This window comes from Flavobacterium sp. 38-13, assembly GCF_001899155.1.
Taxonomy (GTDB): domain Bacteria; phylum Bacteroidota; class Bacteroidia; order Flavobacteriales; family Flavobacteriaceae; genus Flavobacterium; species Flavobacterium lindanitolerans.
The window spans coordinates 139,063-160,183 of sequence record NZ_MKVG01000012.1; the positions used below are offsets into that span (position 1 = coordinate 139,063).

Consider the following 21,121-nt stretch of genomic DNA (forward strand, 5'->3'; position numbering starts at 1 on the left):
TCTTGAGATCCATATTCAATCAGCAATTTATGCAAATTAAAAATAGTAACACAAAGATAATTTAAAAATTACAATCCTTGACTGTGTTTATCGCTGGGATTCTGTAATATTTCCTCCAGCAAACGTCTTTTTATTTATTTTTTTAGGACTTCCGTAAATCGTTATATCCCCTCCTGCCCTGGTTTTGGCATCAACCAATTCAGAAGCTCTTACATCTGCTTCTCCACCTGCATTTACAGCTACTGTGGTTTGTGAAGTTTCTAAATCTTTAGCATCAACAATACCACCTGAATTGATGACAATATCCTGACTGTTTGCATTTCCTTTTAACTTTACAATGCCGCCGGATGTCGCTTTTACATCTAATTTTTGAGCTTCAAGGCTGATTTTTATTTCAGCACCTTCTTTTGCATTGACATGAAAATCTATAGCTTTAAAAGTTTTTTCGCTTGAAACATAAGAGCCTTCACTGGCTTCAATAGTTTCAATTTCATTTTTGTAATAAAGAATTGCAGTGATGTCTTCTCCTTTCAAAAGCTTTTTCAATTTCATTCTTACTTTCAGCTCTCCGTTTTTGTTGACAATTTCTACATCTTCCCTACGGTCACCGGTAATTTCAATTTTGTTTTCATTGGACGGAACCAACTGTAATGAAATCCTGTCAAAAACTTTTACCTGATCAAAATCACCTAAATTTTTAGTGATTTTTTCCTGTGCAAAATTTAGCTGCGATAGCATTAGGAATGCTACAAAAATTATCTTTTTCATGTTTTTATAATTTGGTTAATATCTACTTATTCATTCTTTCTCAAAAATGTAAAATCCAATTGTTTTTTAACCAGATCGGCACTTTTTACTTTTACGTAGACTTCATCTCCCAATTGCAATATATTCTTTGAAATTTCTCCAACCAAAGCATATTGCTTTTCATCAAAGGTGTAATAATCATCGCGTATTTCACGAATTCTACACATACCTTCACATTTATTGGAAACAATTTCTACATAAATTCCCCATTCAGTGACTCCGGAAATTACGCCTAAAAACTCTTCATCCTGGTGATCCTGCATATACTTGACCTGCATGTATTTGATGCTGTCTCGTTCAGCATTGGTAGCCAAAACTTCCATGTTTGACGAGTGCTGGCATTTCTCTTCATAGGATTCTTCATCAACAGATTTTCCACCGTCAAGATAATGCTGCAACAAACGATGTGCCATTACGTCCGGATAACGTCTGATTGGTGAAGTAAAATGTGAATAATAATCAAATGCCAAACCATAATGCCCTATATTCTCTGTTGAATATTTTGCTTTGCTCATGGATCGGATTGTCAAAGTATCGACCATATTCTGCTCTTTTTTTCCGTTAACATCTTCAAGCAATTGATTAAGCGATTTGGAAATATCTTTTTTAGATTTAAAGTTGATACTGTATCCAAATTTTGAAATTACGGTTTGTAAACTAATCAGTTTATTTTCATCCGGCTCATCGTGAATTCGATAAACAAATGTTTTCTTAGGTCTTTGTTTTCCAATAAATTCGGCTACTTTCCTATTGGCTAAAAGCATAAATTCCTCAATAAGATGATTGGCATCTTTTGATACTTTGAAATACACTCCAACAGGTTCTGCCGCTTCGTTAAGATTGAATTTTACTTCTACTTTATCAAATGAAATGGCTCCATCACGCATTCTCTTTTTGCGTAATATTTTGGCCAGTTCGTCCATTTTAAGAGTGGCTTTTTGAATGGCTTCAGGAACAATATATTCACTTCCGGTTAAAGAAATCTCTGCAGGAATAGTATTTCCTTTGGTTTCAATAATATGCTGCGCTTCCTCGTAAGCAAAACGCTGGTCTGAATAAATAACGGTTCTTCCAAACCATTGTTTCACAATCTCAGCATTTTCTTTTAATTCAAATATGGCAGAAAAAGTATATTTTTCTTCATGTGGTCGTAGTGAACAGGCAAAATTTGACAATACTTCAGGAAGCATAGGCACTACCCTATCTACCAGATATACAGAAGTTGCCCTTTGATACGCTTCATTATCTAAAATTGTTCCTTCTTCCAAATAATAGGAAACATCTGCAATGTGAACACCTATTTCATAATTACCATTCTCTAATACCTGAAACGACAAGGCATCATCAAAATCTTTCGCATCCTTAGGGTCAATAGTAAATGTCAGTACGTCCCGCATATCACGTCGTCTGGCAATTTCACTTTCCTGAATGGAAGTATCCAGTTTCTGGGCATAGGCTTCCACATCAACGGGAAAATCATAAGGCAAGCCGTATTCTGCTAAAATAGCATGGATTTCTGTATTGTGTTCACCTGGTTTTCCAAGAACCTTGATAACGGCACCAAAAGGGCTGTCTGCTTTTTTTGGCCAGTCTTCAATATGAACCAGAACAACATCACCATTCTGCGCCTCTCCTATCTTTTCTTTAGGAATAAAAATATCAGTATACATTTTTGGATTGGCAGTAGAAACAAAGGCAAAGTTTTTTTGGATATCAATTACTCCAACAAAATCCGTTTTTTTCCTTTCAACAATTTCAATAACCTCTCCTTCAGGCTTTTTGCCTTTTCTCCTGTTGTAGAGATAAATCTTTACACGGTCTCCATCTAACGCTTTGTTCAGATTATTGGTAGGAATAAAAATATCATCTTCAAATTCTTCCGAAACAAAATAGGCTGTTTTTCTGCTTGTCATGTCGATTATACCTTCGTAATAATCCTGGCTGGTAGCTACCACCAGGTATTTACCCGGTTCAATCTCAACAATTTTTTTCTGTGAAGCTAAAAGCTTCAGGTCCTTGATAATTTCATTGCGGCTTTTCGTATCGTCTACTCCAAGCTTTGCTCCTATTTGCTTATAATTGAATGTTTTATTGGCATCTTGAGATAAAATCTTTAAAATTTTTGCTGTAAAATCTTTAGTTTTCTTTACAGGCTTTCGTGGTTTCTTACTCATATTTCTTTTCTAATAATGCTGAAAATTACGAAATTGTAGACAGTTTCTTCTCAAATGTTAATTTTTTTAAACAAAATATAACTTTTGCCTATCAGCTAACCAAATACATTTCTTGTTATCTTTATGAAAACCAAATTCAAATGGAAAATTTCATCACGCTCGCTATCTTCAATTACCCTCATGAAATCACTATTTTAAAACACAGGCTCGATTTAGAGGACATCCGATACTTTTTCGAAAATGAGACAATGATGAACATCGTACCTATGTATTCACAGGCATTGGGAGGAATCAAACTTAAGGTGCACCCGGAAGACGCAGAAGACGCAAAAGAAATTCTCGACGAATTTAACCGTAATCAAAATTTGAAAATCGTTTAAATATTCCGAAGTTGTCAACATTCATTAAAAACAAAAAAAGAAAAAGGAAATTTTAAATTTATTTTTTGATGGTTATTATAGCTTGTTGATAGTTGGAATAATTTAATTTTTTAAGTGTAGGATTTTAAGTTAGCATTTGTTATACCGACTTATTAACAACCCTATTTACTTTTAAAGAGTTCATTTTTAAGGTTTTTTAAGACATGTTAACATCCGTTGATAATCATTTTTTACTTAAAAATGTAAATAACTTTACTTGTTAATTACTGTTAACAAACTAATTTTTGATGCTGATAACTTTTCTAAAAATTAGCCAAACTAAATTTGCATTTTTAAAAGTGATTTTGGATTAGTGATTTTAATTGAACAAACAAGAAATAGTTCTAAAATTCTATCCGAAGTTATAAACAATCCATGTTAATTTATAATTAACTAAAAGTCAGTACATTGTAAATTCCTGTTAACATCGCAATAATTTAACATTTACATTACAATTTATATAATGATATCAGGCTTTTACAAAACTATAAAAACGTAACGTTTTGATAATCAAGTAAAGCAATTTCAACAGCATTTAGTTTGGTAAATGGAAACCGTTACGGTAAATTTGCAGTACACAACTAATTAATAGAACTTATGAAAATTTCAATAGGAAATGACCACGCCGGACCAGAATATAAAAAGGCAATTGTTGATATGCTAAAATCTAAAGGACATGAAGTTACCAATTATGGAACAGATACTACAGATAGTGTAGATTATCCTGATTTTGGACATCCGGTAGCTTTGGATGTTGAAAACGGCAAGGCAGATTTCGGAATTGTAATTTGTGGCAGCGGAAACGGAATTAATATGACTGTTAATAAGCATCAGGGAATTCGTAGTGCCTTATGCTGGACTAAAGAAATCGCCGCATTGGCAAGACAGCACAATAATGCGAATATTATTAGTATCCCGGCGAGATTTACAGCGATTCATCAAGCCGTAGAAATGGTAGAAACATTTTTAAATACCGATTTTGAAGGCGGAAGGCACCAAAATCGTGTGAATAAGATAGCCTGTAGCTAAAATATATTTTCAAAACAGAATTTAAAAGCATCTTTGAACCACAAGTTTTAAGATGCTTTTTTTAAATTGCTTCCTCTTAAATTATTATCAAGACTTTATATGACCAATTTAGAATTCATTTCAAAACAAGTTACTGCGCCGGTAAAAAATATAGAAAACACATTACAGCTTTTAAGCGAAGATTGCACCATACCGTTTATTTCAAGATACAGAAAAGACAAGACAGGCAATCTTGATGAGGTTATAATAGAACAGATTGCCAAATTGAACAAGGAATTTGAAACCATTGTTAAAAGAAAAGAAGCCATTCTTAAATCTATAGAAGAGCAAAATTCATTAACTCCGGAATTGGAAAAAAAAATCAGGCAAACTTTTGATTTAAACGATCTGGAGGATTTATACCTGCCTTTTAAGAAAAAGAAAAAAACAAGAGCCGATGTGGCCCGTGAAAAAGGATTGGAACCTTTGGCCAAGATTATTATGGCACAAAATAATGATGATATTGATTTTGTAGCTTCGAAATATATCAATGATAAGGTTGAAAATGAAGATGAAGCGCTTCAGGGGGCAAGAGATATTATAGCAGAATGGATTAATGAAAATATTTACATCAGGAAAAATCTTAGACGCATTTATCAGCGAAAATCAGCAATAGCAACCAAAGCAGTCAAGCTGAAATTTGAAAACGAATCGAGTCCGGAAGCAGAACAGATCAAACAAAAGGCTAAAAAATTCGAACAGTATTTTGATTGGTCAGAAAATTTGATGAAAGCACCTTCTCACCGCCTTTTGGCAATGCTACGTGCCGAAAATGAAGGATTTATAAAACTAAAAATTGAAATTGAAAACGAGGAAGCCATCGAAATGATGGAAGAGTCTATTATCAAAAATAAGAAAGAAACAGCTGTACATCTCAAGAAGGCTATTGAAGATAGTTACAAGCGATTGTTATCTCCGGCAATATCAAATGAAACGCTACAGGAAGCAAAAGCAAAAGCAGATATTACGGCAATCCAGGTTTTTGCCGGTAATTTAGGACAGTTGCTTTTGGCACCGCCTTTGGGAGAAAAAAGAATTTTGGCTATTGATCCGGGCTTTAGAAGCGGATGTAAAGTGGTTTGCCTTGATGAAAAAGGCGATTTGCTATATAACGAAACGATTTTTCCTCATGCGCCTCAAAATGAAACAGCTATCGCTATGAAAAAAATCCGTTCCATGGTAAATGCATATAAAATTGATGCCATTTCAATTGGAAACGGAACCGCTTCGCGCGAAACCGAATTTTTCATTAAAAAGATAGCCTTTGACAAGCCTATACAGGTATTTGTTGTTAGCGAAGCAGGAGCTTCTGTATATTCTGCCTCGAAAATTGCACGTGACGAATTTCCAAATTATGATGTGACGGTTCGTGGTGCAGTTTCAATTGGAAGAAGATTGTCTGATCCTTTGGCAGAGTTGGTAAAAATTGAACCAAAATCAATAGGAGTAGGGCAGTACCAGCACGATGTTGACCAATCTCAATTGAAAGAGGAATTGGATACGGTGGTCATGCGTTGCGTGAATTCCGTTGGTATCAATATTAACACGGCAAGTAAATCTTTATTGAGCTATGTTTCCGGAATAGGAGAAAAGATGGCTGAAAATATTGTAGCCTACCGTTCAGAAAATGGGGCATTTGAAGAAAGAAAACAATTAAAAAAAGTGCCAAGGCTGGGAGAAAAGGCCTACCAGCAAGCTGCAGCCTTCATTAGGATTTCAAACGCTAAAAACCCGTTAGACAATTCCGCCGTACATCCGGAAGCCTATGCTATAGTTGAAAAAATGGCAAAAGATTTGAAAATATCGCTAAATGAGCTGATTGCCAATAAGGAAAAGATTGGACAGATACCGTTAGAAAAATACGTTACTGAAGATGTGGGATTATTAGGTTTGAAAGATATAGTCAAAGAATTGGAAAAACCGGGTCTGGATCCAAGAAAAGCAGCCAAGGTTTTTGAATTCGACCCAAATGTAAAAACAATTGACAATCTGAGAACCGGAATGGTATTGCCGGGAATCGTAAATAACATTACTAATTTTGGTTGTTTTGTTGATATCGGAATCAAGGAAAGTGGCCTTGTTCATATTTCACAATTAAAAGAAGGTTATGTTTCTGACGTAAATGAAGTGGTTAAATTACACCAGCAGGTACAGGTGAAAGTAGTGGAAGTAGATGAAAGCCGTAAAAGGATTCAGCTCACCATGATTTTATAAAATTAGAACGTTTTTGCTATTTTGTTTATATTTGAAGGAATATACTTTGAAATTTAAAATAGTAACCAATATATAAGCCAAGATGATAAAATTAAATTTACAGCCTATTTTTAAGATGAAAGGAATTACCAAACCAGTAAAATATCTTATCGAAAGAGGCCATTCCGGAAGTTATGCCAATGCAGTAGTGAATGACAAACCGTTGTCAATTCCCTTTAAAAAATTAGAAAAATTCTGTATTGATTTTAATTGTACGCCAAACGACCTGTTTGATTTTGTTCCTGAAAAGAACCAAAAGCTTCCAGGTAATCATGCACTTTATACAATTTCGAAAGGCGATGCCATAGGAGAAATCCATAAAATATTAAACGAATTGCCAGTCTCTAAAATTCAGGAACTGTATGGTATACTCAAAAACACTGAATAATAAAAAAGCCCCGGGATTGACCTGGGGCTTTTTCATTATTCAGTAAATAGGGGTTTGTATTTGTGCCAATTATCTCCAATCATCCAGAGATTGATCAGAAAAAGTACTCCGGAAATACTAAGACCAGTAGTTGTAGGCATCAATACTGCATTATGCAATATGATTCCAACAGTTATTGGAAGAATTACGATTGCGCCTAAGGCTCTTGTTTTTGGAAAGATAAATAATAATCCACCAAGCAATTCAATACAAGCAATTAAAGGCATAAGCCAAACAATAGCTCCAAAAGCTTCATAAATTTTCATTTCCTCGGGTTTTATTTCAGGCATTGGCATATAATGAAAAAATTTATCCAGGCCGGCATTGATAAACATCAGCCCAAAAAGAACACAAAGAATGGTTTTGATTATTTTCATTTTTTTAATTTTAAGGTTATTTTTATAAGTCAAAATTAAAAAATTAAGCTTTTAAATTACATAATAATAAAAAATTAAGAAAATAAAATTAGTATATCTGAGATATAATCATAAAAATAAAAGCCTCAAGGATTTCATAATCCTTGAGGCTTCAATAAAACAGCTTTTAAAAAGCGGTCTTAAATTTTTGTATCTTCTTCTTTTTTAGATGCAGCCGGTTGATCATCTTTAGCAGCATTCTTGAATTCTTTTATACCCGAACCCAATCCTTTCATCAATTCTGGAATTTTTTTACCTCCAAAAAGTAATAAGATAATCGCAACGATTACAAGTATTTCGGTTAAACCTAATTTTCCCATGATTAAAAAAGTTTATGCTTTCGCAAGCATTTGTAAATATTTGCAAATGTAAAAAGAAAAATCATACCTCTTTCCTTATATAACAAATAATTATAAGTTAAAAAAGCCTTTTTTATTTGGAAAAGCTTCGGAATCAATACACTCACTAATTATTTTGAAAAGTGTAAAACCTATTTAACACCTTAGTAATAGCATAAAAACATTGGCAAGACATCCAAATTATTATATTTGTAAAATACAAAAATGAAATGTCAGGTAAGCGACTCAAAAGACAGATTTTAAAGAAAAAACTCTTCACAAAAAACCGGTTGGTTATTTTGAATGAAGAAACTTTTGAAGAAATTTTTTCCCTGAAACTCAATCTGATGAATGTATTTGTAGTGCTGACAGGTGGAGCTATTTTCCTGATTGCGATTACAACCTACATTATTGCATTTACACCACTTCGTGAATACATTCCGGGCTATGCATCTACCAAATTAAAAAGGGAAGCCACAGAATTGGCTTTGAAATCAGATTCCCTGGAGAAGGCCATCAAAATGAATAATGCCTATATTGAATCGATTAAAAAAGTACTTGCTGGCGATGTGGAAGTGGCCAAACTGAGCAAAGATTCTATTATGGCAGCGGAGCAGACAGCTGCTTCAGAAGTGAATTTCAAGCCGTCAAAACAGGATTCCATTTTAAGGGAAAAAGTAGCCCAGGAAGACAAATACAATCTTTTTGACAAGGCGCAGACCAAAGTAAACCTGGTATTATTTCCACCGGTTACCGGTCATATAACCGATAAATATGATCCAAAAAACAAACATTTTGCCGTTGATGTTGCTGTTCCGAAAAACACACCTATAAAATCAGTAGCAAACGGAACCGTAATTTTTGCCGATTGGACCCCGAGTACAGGCTATGTGATTATCATAAGGCATGGAGAAGGAATCATGTCGGTTTATAAACATGCAGCATCACTAACAAAAACACAAGGAGATGTTGTCAGAACAGGTGAAGTAATAGCCATGGCAGGTTCCACAGGTCAGGAATCTACAGGAGTTCATCTGCATTTTGAATTATGGAAAGATGGATTTGCCATTGATCCGACCAACTTTATAGAATTTGAATAAGGGGAAGTTTATTCCTCACTATTCCTAAAAAATAGAAAACTTTAAAATGTCAATAAAAGCTTTTTTTGCTAAAAAATTCGCCAAAAAAATTTATGACAAGACTCAAAAATGGGCCAGGAATCCTGTTGAAACTCAGGAACGGGTTTTTAAAAACCTGATTCAGCAGGCAAAAGATACCCAATTTGGTAAAGATCATAATTTTAGTGGCATACTTTCATATTCAGATTTTGCAAAAAATGTCCCGATACGTGATTATGAAGGTCTGAAAACTTATATCGAAAAGGTTAAAAAAGGAGAAGAGAATGTTTTGTGGAAAGGGAAGCCGATATACTTTGCAAAAACTTCCGGAACAACTTCCGGAGCCAAATATATCCCACTGACAAAAGAGTCTATGCCGTTTCATATCCAGGCGGCACGAAATGCAATCCTTCACTACATTCATGAAACCGGAAATGCTTCTTTTGTTTCCGGAAAGATGATTTTTTTACAGGGAAGTCCTGTTTTGGAAGAAAAAAACGGAATCAAGTTAGGACGTCTGTCAGGAATTGTAGCCCATTTTGTTCCTAAATACCTTCAAAAAAACCGAATGCCGAGTTGGGAAACCAATTGTATAGAAGATTGGGAAACCAAAGTAGATGCTATAGTTGAAGAAACGTTTGACAAGAATATGACGGTGATTTCTGGAATTCCGTCATGGGTACAGATGTATTTTGAAAAGTTGAAGCAGAAAGGAGAGAAGCCGGTTGGTGAAATTTTCAGGAATTTCAGTCTTTTTATCTATGGAGGCGTTAATTATGAGCCCTATCGCGCCAAGTTTGAAAACCTGATTGGAAGAAAAGTGGATAGCATTGAACTTTTTCCAGCCTCGGAAGGTTTTTTTGCCTATCAGGATTCCCAAAAGGAAAAAGGAATGTTACTGCTTTTAGATGCAGGGATTTTTTATGAGTTTGTAAAAGCAGACGAATTTTTTGCAGAAAATCCGAAAAGATATACCATTGGCGAAGTAGAAATGGGAATCAATTATGTGCTGATTATTTCTACAAATGCCGGACTTTGGGGCTATAACATAGGCGATACGGTACAATTCACGTCATTAAAACCTTATCGTGTTGTCGTTTCCGGTAGGATTAAGCATTATATATCCGCTTTTGGAGAGCATGTTATAGGAAAAGAAGTGGAAGAAGCACTCAGGGAAGCGATGCAAAATACGGCTGTACGCGTGAACGAATTTACCGTAGCACCACAGATTACGCCAAAAGACGGATTGCCTTATCATGAATGGTTTATTGAGTTTGAAAATGAGCCGGAAGATATTGCCACCTTTTCACTTCGGATAGACGATGCCATGAGAAAACAGAATGTGTATTATGACGACCTGATTACAGGTAACGTATTGCAAAAGCTGGTCGTAACTAAGGTTTCAAAAAATGGTTTTCAGGAATACATGAAATCCATAGGAAAACTGGGCGGACAGAATAAAATTCCGAGGTTGAGCAATGATAGAACTATTGCTGACAAGTTAAAATAGAAGGATGAAACGTACTACAATATTATTTTTATTTTTTGCAGCAAATGTTGCCGCCCAAACCAAAGGTGTTGTTAAGGACAGTCTGACCGGAAATGCTATTGCCTATGTAAGTATTTGGGTTGAGAATGAAAATATAGGTACTACTTCTGAAGAAAATGGCGAATACCAGATTGGTACCAATGACAAGAATAAAAACCTTATTTTTTCGGCATTAGGATATCAGAAAAAAACCGTTAAGGTTTCGGAATCACAGATAGTCCTGCTTTCACCTTCGACTTTTGAATTGGATGAGGTAACGATTAACAATAAAAAAGAAAAGAAACAGTTGGAAATAGGCAAGACCAAAAACACCATTGCCGAAGCTTTTGACAACGGACCAAGGATGGATGCCAAATTTTTCCCATATTATCCGGAATACAAAAAAACACGCTGGATTCAAAAGGCAATTATTTTAACTGACAGCAGGATTGATGATGCAACCATCAAGCTACATCTTTATGATGTTGATGAAAATGGATTTCCAGGTAACGAGTTGTTGTCTAAAGACTATATCGTTACAATCAAAAAAGGCGTGACTAAAAATGAAATTGACCTATCGGATTTTAATTTAGAAATGCCCAAAACCGGAATTTTTGTGGTTTTTGAAAAATTGCTGATTAAGAAAAACAGGGTAGAAAAAACGATTAAAGATTTCAATACCAATACAACAAAAATCCAGACTACTTATGCTCCGTTAGTGCTTTATAATGCAGTAGAAAGAGATTTTTTATATAGTTTTTCCGGTGGGAGATGGTTGAAAAGAACGAGAGAAGAAATGAACCCGTTTTCGGTTTCTAAAACAATATATGAGCCTTCCGTAACATTAATACTTACTAATTGATGAAAATTAAAGCGGCATTATTTTTCTTCTTATTCAGTTTTTCTCTCTTTTCACAGGTCAAAGGTGTTGTTAAGGACGAAAGAGGAAATCCTATCCCTTTTGTAAGCATTATGGTCCAAAACGAGGAAGGCGGAACTTCGTCTGAGGAGGATGGAAGTTTTTCTATTACGGTTGATGCTGCCAAAAACCTGATTTTTTCTGCAGTAGGATTCGAAACCAAAATTATTAGAGCAGCAGAAGCGAAAAATGTGGAGTTGCATAAAAAGGAAATCGAATTGAATGAAGTAGTTATTAGTTCTGCAAAAAAGCAAAAAGAAAAAGAAATTGGCAGTTTTGGCCGGGGAGGTATACGTTATTACAGCCAGCAAACAACGGCTAAGTATTTTCCTTATTCTGAAGAAGCAAAAAATTATCCCTTTTTAAAAGAAATTACCATATACACAAGCAGTAAGATTGACAACGCTAAAGTCAATCTGCGCCTTTTAAATGTAAAATCGGATGGGTCACCTGGAGAAGATATATTAGAAGACAATCACATTGTTGAGGTTAAAAAAGGCAGCAAGAATACGACGGTCAATATGGAGAAAAATAATATTGAAATCCCAAATAATGGGTTCTTTGTAGTTATTGAGCATTTAAGAATCAACGAAAATAAATTCAAAAAGAAAGGTCTGCAGTATAAGGACATAACCGGAAACAAAAAAAGGATGGATGTTGAAACCTATGAGCCGTTTTTTGGATTTTTGCCTTCAGAAGAAAATACCTGCTGGTATTTCAATGGAAAATGGACACAGAACGGATTACACAAAATGCAAAATCCTAAAAGCTATAGCAATTTGTTGATGAGAAAATACCATGACAAGTATTTAGAGATAGCAATGAGCATTACGCTTACCAACTAAAAAATAAAAAACCTACATTTGCAGGTTAGAAAATAAATAGAAATGAAAGAAACTAAAAATATATCACGATCAAGAGCCCAGGAGTCTTCTGCGGCTATTGAAAAGCTGTACATCACTATGCGCCATTTGTTTAATAGAGGATTCTATAAGCCAATGGGTGTTTCGGGTGATACATTAAGGGAAGCATTATTGCAATTAAGGCCGGAAATTTACGGAACGATTGCAGAAGAAAAAGTAGAATTAAGCGGACTTTTGTACGTAATCGAAAGGCTTCCAGTAGGAATTGAAGAATGCCGATTTATCAATCTCACATCAGATGAAGGCTATTCAAAATCACATTTCAAGGCGATTGTTCCTCCAAAAAGAAAGAGAAACTGCTACAGAATTGATAGCGAACAAATGAATGTTGAAATCACAAGAGGACGTTCTGATATTTACGATATCCTGACGCACCTTACCTTTATTTTTATCGAATCACATAAAATCAAGGATAGGGTTCTTTTGGATGAAAACACTAAGGAAATGACCCGAGATTGGGAAAAGCTGGAGCAGATTGTGGTTCAGAATAAAAAGCTTACCCTCATTGAAAAAGAAATAGCGATTTCGCATGCTTCTATTATTCTGGGACGTTCTTTTGAGGAGATACTGGACATTTATGAAGCTTTTGGAACGGAAGAAAAACCGGATCGTTTCCTTCATGTGATTTACTGGTTAGGAAAACTGGCTATTGAAGAGGTAATATTCAATAACAAGAGAACCATAACCTTCAGTCCTATACTCCGAGAGCGTTTAGGACACCATATCCACGGAGAAATTTGGGCGAATAATATCAAAGAAGTATTAAAGCAAAACGAATTGCTTGACAGACCGATTCATATTATCAGCGCGAATATGCATAGTGTTATGAATTCTATTTTTGCAACGCATACGCTTAAGACTAAATTTAAGGATAAGACTGACTTCTTTGTTTATGAAGAACTAAGTAAGCCGGGTGCTAATGACCTGCGAAATAAAGTAGAAGAATTTGCCTTGAAATATGGCATGATTTCGTTACCGGACACTTCAGGTACCAACATCGATGTGCAGATTTTTGATACGGCCAAAATAGATTGGGCAAAATCAGCATTCCCGAAAGCGAAAATAGGGGCGCACGCTCCGGTTATTATCGTCATGGATTATGCCTTTGGTGAACAGGCTTATGAAACTATTGATGAGCTTTTAAAGCCATATAAAGATGGCAAGAACAAATATTTCCTGAATGTAGAATCGGTTTCTATTATGGGGAAAGCCGGAATTTTGGAAGGCGGAAAAGGAGATATCATGATTCCGTCTGCCCATATCAACGAAGGAACAGGCGATAACTATCCTTTTGAAAACCAGCTAACGGCCGAAATGTTTGAAGGAAACGGAATTCCGGTATATGCAGGACCTATGGTTTCTGTATTGGGAACATCACTTCAAAACAAAGATTTGCTGAAGTTTTTCCACGAATCAACATGGGGTGTCATTGGCCTTGAAATGGAAGGAGCATACTATCAGAAAGCAATACAATCAGCTTCAAAAATCAGAAAAAGTATCAATCCAGACGTTCAGGTCAGATATGCTTATTATGCGTCAGATAACCCCCTAGAAACAGGAAGTACACTGGCTTCAGGTGGTTTAGGAACCACAGGAGTAAAACCAACCTATCTTATTACGATTAAAATACTAGAACAAATCTTTAACATAAAAACAAACTAACCATGAGTTCAAACTCACCAACCAATCCGGACAATCAAGAAATTGACTTGACTCAAGTTTCGAAGAAATTAGGGAATGTGTATCAAAACTTTCTTTTTTTGGTATTTAAGGGGCTTCTATTTTTAAAAAGAAATATAATTATCTTGGCTGTTCTCTTTATTGTAGGGGTTGGATTAGGATTTTATTTAGACAGAAATACAACTGTCTATAACCATGAAATAATTATTAAGCCAAACTTTGGTAGTACCGATTATGCATACGCCAAAGTAAATTTAATTAACTCAAAAATAAAAGAAGGAGACTTTGAATTTCTCAATCAAATTGGTATTAAAAAGTCGGCAAAGTTATCAAAAATTGAAATTGAGCCAATACCAGATATATACGAATTTGTTAATTCGAAAGAACAAAACCTTGAATTGGTGAGGCTTATGGCTGAAAGCAGTGATCTTAGCAAGATTATTAATGATGAAACAACAAGTAAAAACTATGCCAATCATAAAATCATATTAACAACCAATAAAGAAATTAGTCGTAGTGAGATTATAGAACCTGTGCTTGATTATTTAAATAAGAGTGAATTATACTCAAAAATTCAAAATACTATCATAGAAAATCTTCGATCAAAGATAGAATCAAATAAAATTACAATTAATCAAATTGATAATTTATTGGCAGATTTTTCGACGGCTTCAAAAGGAAATTCAAAAAGCGGTAATTTGGTTTATTATAATGAAAACACACAGTTAAATGATGTTTTAAAGACTAAAAATGAGCTTGTTATTGATCAAGGAAACAAAATGTTAGAGTTAGTTTTTTCTGATAAAATTGTAAAAGAAAGTAGCGAGGTTTTGAACATCAAAAATAATCAATCTCTTAATGGGAAAATGAAATTCATCATTCCGATTTTATTTTTATGTATTTTCTTTGGAATTTTATTAGTAAGAGGGTTCTATAAATCCCAAATGGAAAAAATGAAAGCTACTTTTTAACTTGAGGAAGTATGATTGTATTTTTTGGAAATAGTATAAAAGAAATATGAGATTTTTACATTAATAAAAATACGGATATACAGATAGACTGTATTAGCGATATGCCATAAAGGTGTTTTTAATATGTTTGATTAAATAATGACAAAAACATCTGAAAATAATTTATTTAAACTCTTTAAATTAATAAATATATATATATTTTTGCGCTTTAAAAAATATACAAATGAAAACAAAAATCATTATCGCTAGTTTATTTTTAGCATTATTTGCTTCATGTAAAAATGAAGAAAAGAAACCTGTTGTAGCTGAAGAACCAAAAGTAGAGACATTTGATGTTGCTATTGATTTAATTATTAAAGCAGATGATGAAATGATTTTGCTTTATAAGGATGGTACTAATCAATGGTTCGATGAAGATCATGCAGTTTGGTTAGGTGTAAAGGGAAGTGATTCTGTACAAACCGCTACATTCAATTTACCTGAGGGAGTTATTGGTACAGATTTAAGATTTGATATCGGGCGTAATGATTTTAAAGGTTTAGCACCGATAGAAATAAAGAAAATAACTATTTCATACAAAGGGAAAAAGTTTGTAATTGACCAGGATAAGGTAAATGATTATTTCGCAACTAACGAATTTATCGTTTATGATCCGGCTACAAAACAATATTCATTTAAGAAAAATGATAAGGGAGAATATGATCCTTACTTCCAATCGAAGGAGCCTTTGTTAGCTGAATTAATAAAGGTGGCTCAATAGCACATTATTTTTATTGTAAACATAAAAAAGGTTATTCGAGTGGATAGCCTTTTTATTTTTATGGGGATAAGGTTTTGAAAACGTTAAATTAAATCAAATGATGTTTAAATCCCAAAAAGTAAAAACTCTTTTTTCAAATTTTATATCATTATCTGTTTTACAGGGACTGAATTTAATTTTACCGTTATTAACTATTCCTTATTTATTAAAAGTTATTGGAGTAGAAAAATATGGAATTTTAGCTTTTATCAATGCAGTCGTATTATACTTTCAAATTGTAACGGAGTATGGCTTTAATTCGACTGCAACCCGAGATATTTCTGTATCTTCCTCCGACAAAAAAAAGGTAGGACAGCTCTTTAATGAGGTATTGTCAGCAAAGTTATTCCTTCTCGGAATAGGAATTATTGTTTTGAGTATACTTGTTTTTTCCTTTCCATTCTTACGAAAATATTTTGATTTATATTTTTATAGTTATGGTGTAGTTGTTGGCATGGCCATTTCTCCAATTTGGTTATTCCAGGGTTTACAACAAATGAAATACATAACTTATATTAATGTAGTATTTAAAACCCTTTTTACTTTAGCAATTTTTGTTTTTGTAAAAAATGAAAATCAATATTGGTTAGTGCCGGTATTTACTTCTTGCGGGTTTATTTTTTCAGGTATTTTGTCTTTAATAATTGTAGCAAAAAAATTCCGGATACGATTTATATTTCAAAGCTTCGACAAAATTGTCAATCAATTAAAAAATGGGAAGCATATTTTTCTGTCGGAACTGCAAATGACATTGCTGTCTAATACAAACCTTTTAATTATCGGGTTTATTGCTGGAAATAGTTCTGTTGGTTATTATTCGTCAATTGAAAAGGTTATCAGAGCTATTAGCAATCTAAATGCACCCGTTATCAATGCACTATATCCTTTTATCTCTAAGGAAATGGTCAATGATAAAATAAATGCAGTGAAAATAATTAACAAAGTAGTTAATATAGGTGGTAGCGTTATTTTCTTTTTTATTTTCTTGTGTTTTATTTTTTCAGATTATATTATTAATCTGATTTACGCAGATAACTTTAATGAAGATGCTGTTTTAATTTTTAGAATAATGATTTTATTTCCTTTATTATCCTTTTTGGATCAGGTTTTTGGAAAACTGGTTTTGTTAAATAATGGAAAAGATAAAGAATTTCTTAAAGTATTTTTTTATTCTGGCTGTATTAGCTTATTATTGACTTGTATTTTGACGTTTTATTTTGACTTTATAGGTACAGCTATAGCTTCAACATTTGCACAAATTTTAGTTGCTTCCGGAATGTTTTATTATTCTATGAAGATTATTAGGGCGAAATAATTATGGAATTAAAATTAAGTATTATAATCCCTGTATACAATGGGGAAAAACATATTGAAGAATGTATAGAGTCACTTACCAAGCAAACTCTCTCTGATTGTGAGTTTATTTTTGTAAATGACGGTTCTAATGATAAAAGCGTTGAATTAATTCAAAAACATCTGATAGAAGATCCAAGAATTATTCTTATAAATCAAAAAAACAGTGGTGTTAGCGTTGCCAGAAATACAGGGATAGAGTCAGCAAAAGGAGAATATATCGGTTTTATTGATTCGGATGATTTCGTTACTAATGATATGTTTGAAGTTTTATATAAAGAAGCAGTAAAGAAAAATGCAGATGTTGTTGTTTCGGATTATTATTTAGGCAGAGACGGTAAATATGTAAAGAAAAAAACAGTATTTGAGTATGGTTTCTTGTATGATAATGAATCAATCAATAAAAAGATTATTCCAAGTCTGATTACAAATGAGGATATAGTATTGCCTGCGGTTTGGAATAAGATTTATCGAAGAAAATTTCTACAAGACAACAATTTCTTTTTTTTGAAGAAATTTTCCCTTGAGGAAGACATTTTATTTAATATTCAGGTAATTAGTCATGCAAAGACACTTTTTTTTATAGATTATTGTGGTTATTTTTACAGAGAAACTGTTGGTAGTGCCTCAAGAAAAATAGCTGAAAACTCTTTTTTTGATAGAATAATAGAAAACTATAATATTGATATTAAGAGTCTTACAAATATTACAATTCCGTATGAAGAAGTAAAGAAATTTCAAGCCGTAAAACTTGTAAATCTCTCTTTATACTATTTGTTTAAAGGTGCAATTGACGATCAAATTACCAATAAGGAGAGAAATCTGCTGTATAAAAGAATTATTTTAAATAACGATGTGGTTTTTTCGTCAAAAAAATATAAACAGGAACTTTTAAAAAATAAGGGTTTATTAGAAATCGTAATGATGTTTATAATAAGAAATAAATTAATTACCACAGCTCATATTTTAGGTTTCCTGTTAAATAAAATATACACCCCTAAACTTTCTGAAATATTCAGATCTTTAAATCAAAAAGTAAATGTTTTCATTAAATAAACCTTACCATCTTCTTTTTTTTCTCGGCCTATTTTTTTTCCCATTTAACTCTTTTGAAGGGATTAAAGCACTAGGAGAATTTAAAAATGAATCCGGAGCTTACTTTTTTCTGTTAGGTTTTATCTTACTTTTTTTTCAAAAAAAAATATCATTACCCTTATATAATTCTGTTTTTAAAATAATTCTGGTTTTTTTAGGCTGGTGTTTTCTTTCAACATTACTAAATTTTACAAATGTTGAAAACAGTTATTTTAAGCACACAACAGGAATTAATAGATTTATACGCCAATATATCTCCTTACTGTTATCAGGTATCGTTTTTTTCCTTTTTTACTATAATGTGTTAATAAAAATGGAAATAAAAGAAATACTTTATAAAATAAGAACTGTTTTTTTATACTCCTTATTTACCGCTTCAATAGTTGGTTTTTTTGAAGTACTAGCAGGCTATTATGGGATTTCATTAGCACGTTATGCTTTTTATGTGTTGGATTATTTTCCTTTTTTTGAAAAAAGACTTATTGGAGACAGAATTTCCTCAATTGCTGATGAGCCTCCTTTTTTTGCAGTTTATTTAATAACCATATCAGGTTGGATGTTCAGTTATATGTTAACCAATAAAGGTATATTGAAATACCTTCCTACAATACTTATACTCGTTCTTACTTTCTATTCCGGTTCAAGGACAGCATTGATTGTAATATTTATACAGGTTATTATTTTCTTTCTGACAACTGTATCAAAAGAAAAAATAATTAAGAATACAATCAGAGCTACTGTTGTCTTTTCGTTTTTAACAGTATGTATTTTTATCTTTAATGGAGATAAGATAATTAATGCTTTTGAAGAAAAGATAGACTCGCTTGATTTTAGAAGTAACCTGACAAAAAATATCTCAAATCAATCCCGTTTTGGGATGCAATATGCAGCGCTCCAGGTTTTCTTAGAACATCCTATTATTGGAGTAGGTTATGGACAGCAGACATATTATAGTCGCTTTCACTATCCAGCCTGGGCAGTAAAGAACAATTATGAATTTAAAGAAGCTTATAAAAACCCTGCTGTCAAAGCTTTTCCACCCAGCTACAATATGTATACCAGGATTTTGTCGGAATTAGGATTGGTTGGCATTTCAATTTTTATATTCTTGATTTATTTCAGTATCAAAAAAATCAAATTTCTTATAAAAAATAAGAGCGGTGAAAAACAAGTACTGGCAATAATTCTATTGGTCGGATTATCGGGTCTGTTTATAAATTTACTTCAAATAGATACTTTCAGATTGTATGGACTTTGGTTATATTTGGCAATCTTAACAGTCTTGACAAATAAGCAGGAAAATGCGTATGAATAAAGTTGCACTATTAATTCCTCATTATAATAATTTTAGGGGTTTAGTGACTTCCATAAACTCAATTGATTCTTCGGAATTTATAGATATTGTAATTGTAGATGATGGAAGTACTAGAGAAAAAATAGATGAAGATGTTTTAATCAAAGCATTTAAAGCAAACGGAACAATAAAATTTCTCTATTTGCAAGAGAATAAAGGCATTGAACACGCATTAAATCACGGTTTAGATTATATTCTGAACAATAATTATCAATTTACTGCCAGGTTGGATGTTGGTGATGTTTGTGTGGGGAAAAGATTTCAGATACAACATAAATTCTTAGAAGATAACAAGAACATAAAATTTATAGGAGCAAATGCAAATGCTTTTGATATGGAAGGTAATTTTTTATTCAGATATAATTTTCCATTAAAACATTCCGAGATAAAAAAACGCATATATTTGAATGCTGTATTTGTTCATCCAACATTTATGTTTGATAATGAAATTATAAAAACGGTAGGATATTATCCCACAAATTATAAATCGGCTGAAGATTTTGCATTTGCAATGAAAGTAGTCAAACACTTTATTACAGAAAATCTGGAAGAATGTTTGGTAAATGTCGAAATTAATCCGAATGGTATTTCATTATCTAAGAGAAATCAACAAATTCGAAGCAGATTAAAAGTAATAAAAGATAATTTTTATTTTGGTTACTATCCAATATACGGGCTTTTTAGGAATATCATTATTTGTATTACCCCCAACAAATGGATTGCAGCATTGAAAAAAATAAAAAAACGAAATGATAGACTTCATTAAAAAAAGTATACAAAAGGAAAAATTTGAACCTAAATTTTTAGGCTTTTGTATAAACAATAACTATTTAATAAGAAAGGAATTAAATAGTCAGATAAAAAAAAATGCTCTGAATGCTAAAGGAATATTATTAGATTTTGGATGCGGAACTAAACCATATAAAAAATATTTTACTAATGTTTCAAGATACATAGGAATTGATTTAAAAATTGACGGTTGGGAGCATCGCCAGAATACGGTCGACTTTTTTTATGATGGAAAAACAATACCTTTCGAAGACAATTATTTCGACACCATGCTTTGTACGGAGGTTTTAGAGCATGTTTTTAATATAGAAGAATTACTGTCAGAGTTTCAAAGAGTTCTAAAACCTAATGGAACAGCTTTAATTACAACACCTTTTATGTGGGAAGAGCATGAAATGCCACATGATTTTGGTCGTTATACAACACCGGCATTGGTATATTTATATGAAAAATATGGGTTTGAAATAGTTTCCCATCATAAAACAGGAAATAACCTAAAAGTTATAGCACAGTTTAGTATTAACTATGTAAAAACATTATTGCCAGCAAATAAAATTTTAAAACAAATATTGCTAATTCCTTTCATAATTTACTTCAATATTGTAGGTTCAGTTTTTGGATTCTTACTTCCCGGAGACAAAAGTGTTTATTTTAATAATGTTTTTGTTATCAGGAAGAAGTGATTTTTGG

20 protein-coding genes are annotated in these 21,121 nt (G+C 32.8%); 16 read left to right on the top strand and 4 right to left on the bottom strand.

Features of this window, described 5'->3' with window-relative positions:
* Positions 1–87: 87 nt before the first annotated feature.
* Complete coding sequence (locus BGO88_RS07335) at positions 88–768, bottom strand: head GIN domain-containing protein (RefSeq protein WP_286706456.1); 681 nt, start codon at positions 766–768, stop codon at positions 88–90.
* A 26-nt stretch (positions 769–794) separates the two neighbouring features.
* On the bottom strand, positions 795–2,981 hold the full coding sequence (gene rnr, locus BGO88_RS07340; RefSeq protein WP_286706457.1) for a ribonuclease R: 2,187 nt from the start codon (positions 2,979–2,981) through the stop codon (positions 795–797).
* Positions 2,982–3,121: 140 nt separating this feature from the next.
* Between rnr and BGO88_RS07345 the strand changes: the two genes are divergently transcribed.
* The 4 genes from BGO88_RS07345 (at position 3,122) to BGO88_RS07360 (ending at position 7,109) form a co-directional block, all read left to right on the top strand.
* Complete coding sequence (locus BGO88_RS07345) at positions 3,122–3,361, top strand: putative signal transducing protein (protein WP_286706458.1); 240 nt, start codon at positions 3,122–3,124, stop codon at positions 3,359–3,361.
* A 636-nt stretch (positions 3,362–3,997) separates the two neighbouring features.
* Positions 3,998–4,429: a ribose 5-phosphate isomerase B gene (gene rpiB / locus BGO88_RS07350; protein ID WP_286706459.1), complete on the top strand. Its 432-nt coding sequence runs from the start codon at positions 3,998–4,000 to the stop codon at positions 4,427–4,429.
* A 99-nt stretch (positions 4,430–4,528) separates the two neighbouring features.
* Positions 4,529–6,682, top strand: coding sequence for a Tex family protein (locus BGO88_RS07355; RefSeq protein ID WP_286706460.1), 2,154 nt, complete (start codon positions 4,529–4,531; stop codon positions 6,680–6,682).
* An 82-nt stretch (positions 6,683–6,764) separates the two neighbouring features.
* Positions 6,765–7,109, top strand: a complete 345-nt coding sequence (locus tag BGO88_RS07360; protein WP_056067110.1) for a helix-turn-helix domain-containing protein — start codon at positions 6,765–6,767, stop codon at positions 7,107–7,109.
* Between the two features lie 35 nt (positions 7,110–7,144).
* Here BGO88_RS07360 and BGO88_RS07365 read toward each other — a convergent pair whose 3' ends face one another.
* Entirely contained in the window at positions 7,145–7,525 is a 381-nt protein-coding gene (locus BGO88_RS07365) for a DoxX family membrane protein (protein ID WP_286706461.1), read from the bottom strand.
* A 179-nt stretch (positions 7,526–7,704) separates the two neighbouring features.
* Positions 7,705–7,884, bottom strand: coding sequence for a Sec-independent protein translocase subunit TatA/TatB (locus BGO88_RS07370; protein ID WP_056067112.1), 180 nt, complete (start codon positions 7,882–7,884; stop codon positions 7,705–7,707).
* A 248-nt stretch (positions 7,885–8,132) separates the two neighbouring features.
* On the opposite strand from BGO88_RS07370, the gene BGO88_RS07375 reads away from it, so the two are divergent.
* The 12 genes from BGO88_RS07375 (at position 8,133) to BGO88_RS07430 (ending at position 21,114) form a co-directional block, all read left to right on the top strand.
* Positions 8,133–9,002 carry a M23 family metallopeptidase gene (locus tag BGO88_RS07375; protein ID WP_056067113.1) on the top strand — a complete coding sequence of 290 codons (870 nt, stop codon included), beginning with the start codon at positions 8,133–8,135 and terminating at the stop codon, positions 9,000–9,002.
* Positions 9,003–9,048: 46 nt separating this feature from the next.
* On the top strand, positions 9,049–10,530 hold the full coding sequence (locus BGO88_RS07380; protein ID WP_286706462.1) for a GH3 auxin-responsive promoter family protein: 1,482 nt from the start codon (positions 9,049–9,051) through the stop codon (positions 10,528–10,530).
* 4 nt (positions 10,531–10,534) lie between these two features.
* Positions 10,535–11,410, top strand: coding sequence for a carboxypeptidase-like regulatory domain-containing protein (locus tag BGO88_RS07385; protein ID WP_286706463.1), 876 nt, complete (start codon positions 10,535–10,537; stop codon positions 11,408–11,410).
* Positions 11,410–12,312, top strand: coding sequence for a carboxypeptidase-like regulatory domain-containing protein (locus tag BGO88_RS07390; RefSeq protein WP_286706464.1), 903 nt, complete (start codon positions 11,410–11,412; stop codon positions 12,310–12,312). The genes BGO88_RS07385 and BGO88_RS07390 overlap by 1 nt, the downstream gene beginning before the upstream one ends.
* Before the next feature lie 42 nt (positions 12,313–12,354).
* Positions 12,355–14,052 (top strand): DUF6909 family protein, encoded by a 1,698-nt coding sequence (locus BGO88_RS07395; RefSeq protein WP_056067121.1) that lies wholly within the window; start codon positions 12,355–12,357, stop codon positions 14,050–14,052.
* A gap of 2 nt (positions 14,053–14,054) precedes the next feature.
* Positions 14,055–15,041, top strand: coding sequence for a hypothetical protein (locus BGO88_RS07400; protein ID WP_286706465.1), 987 nt, complete (start codon positions 14,055–14,057; stop codon positions 15,039–15,041).
* Between the two features lie 223 nt (positions 15,042–15,264).
* Positions 15,265–15,801 (top strand): hypothetical protein, encoded by a 537-nt coding sequence (locus BGO88_RS07405; protein WP_101470988.1) that lies wholly within the window; start codon positions 15,265–15,267, stop codon positions 15,799–15,801.
* A gap of 97 nt (positions 15,802–15,898) precedes the next feature.
* A complete protein-coding gene (locus BGO88_RS07410; RefSeq protein WP_286706466.1) occupies positions 15,899–17,155 on the top strand; it encodes a flippase in 1,257 nt (418 codons plus the stop codon).
* 2 nt (positions 17,156–17,157) lie between these two features.
* Positions 17,158–18,249 carry a glycosyltransferase family 2 protein gene (locus BGO88_RS07415; protein WP_286706467.1) on the top strand — a complete coding sequence of 364 codons (1,092 nt, stop codon included), beginning with the start codon at positions 17,158–17,160 and terminating at the stop codon, positions 18,247–18,249.
* A gap of 352 nt (positions 18,250–18,601) precedes the next feature.
* Entirely contained in the window at positions 18,602–19,603 is a 1,002-nt protein-coding gene (locus BGO88_RS07420; RefSeq protein ID WP_180326394.1) for an O-antigen ligase family protein, read from the top strand.
* Positions 19,596–20,408: a glycosyltransferase gene (locus BGO88_RS07425; RefSeq protein WP_180326393.1), complete on the top strand. Its 813-nt coding sequence runs from the start codon at positions 19,596–19,598 to the stop codon at positions 20,406–20,408. Before BGO88_RS07420 ends, BGO88_RS07425 begins: the two co-directional genes overlap by 8 nt.
* Positions 20,392–21,114 (top strand): class I SAM-dependent methyltransferase, encoded by a 723-nt coding sequence (locus tag BGO88_RS07430; protein WP_286706468.1) that lies wholly within the window; start codon positions 20,392–20,394, stop codon positions 21,112–21,114. The genes BGO88_RS07425 and BGO88_RS07430 overlap by 17 nt, the downstream gene beginning before the upstream one ends.
* Positions 21,115–21,121 lie beyond the last annotated feature (7 nt).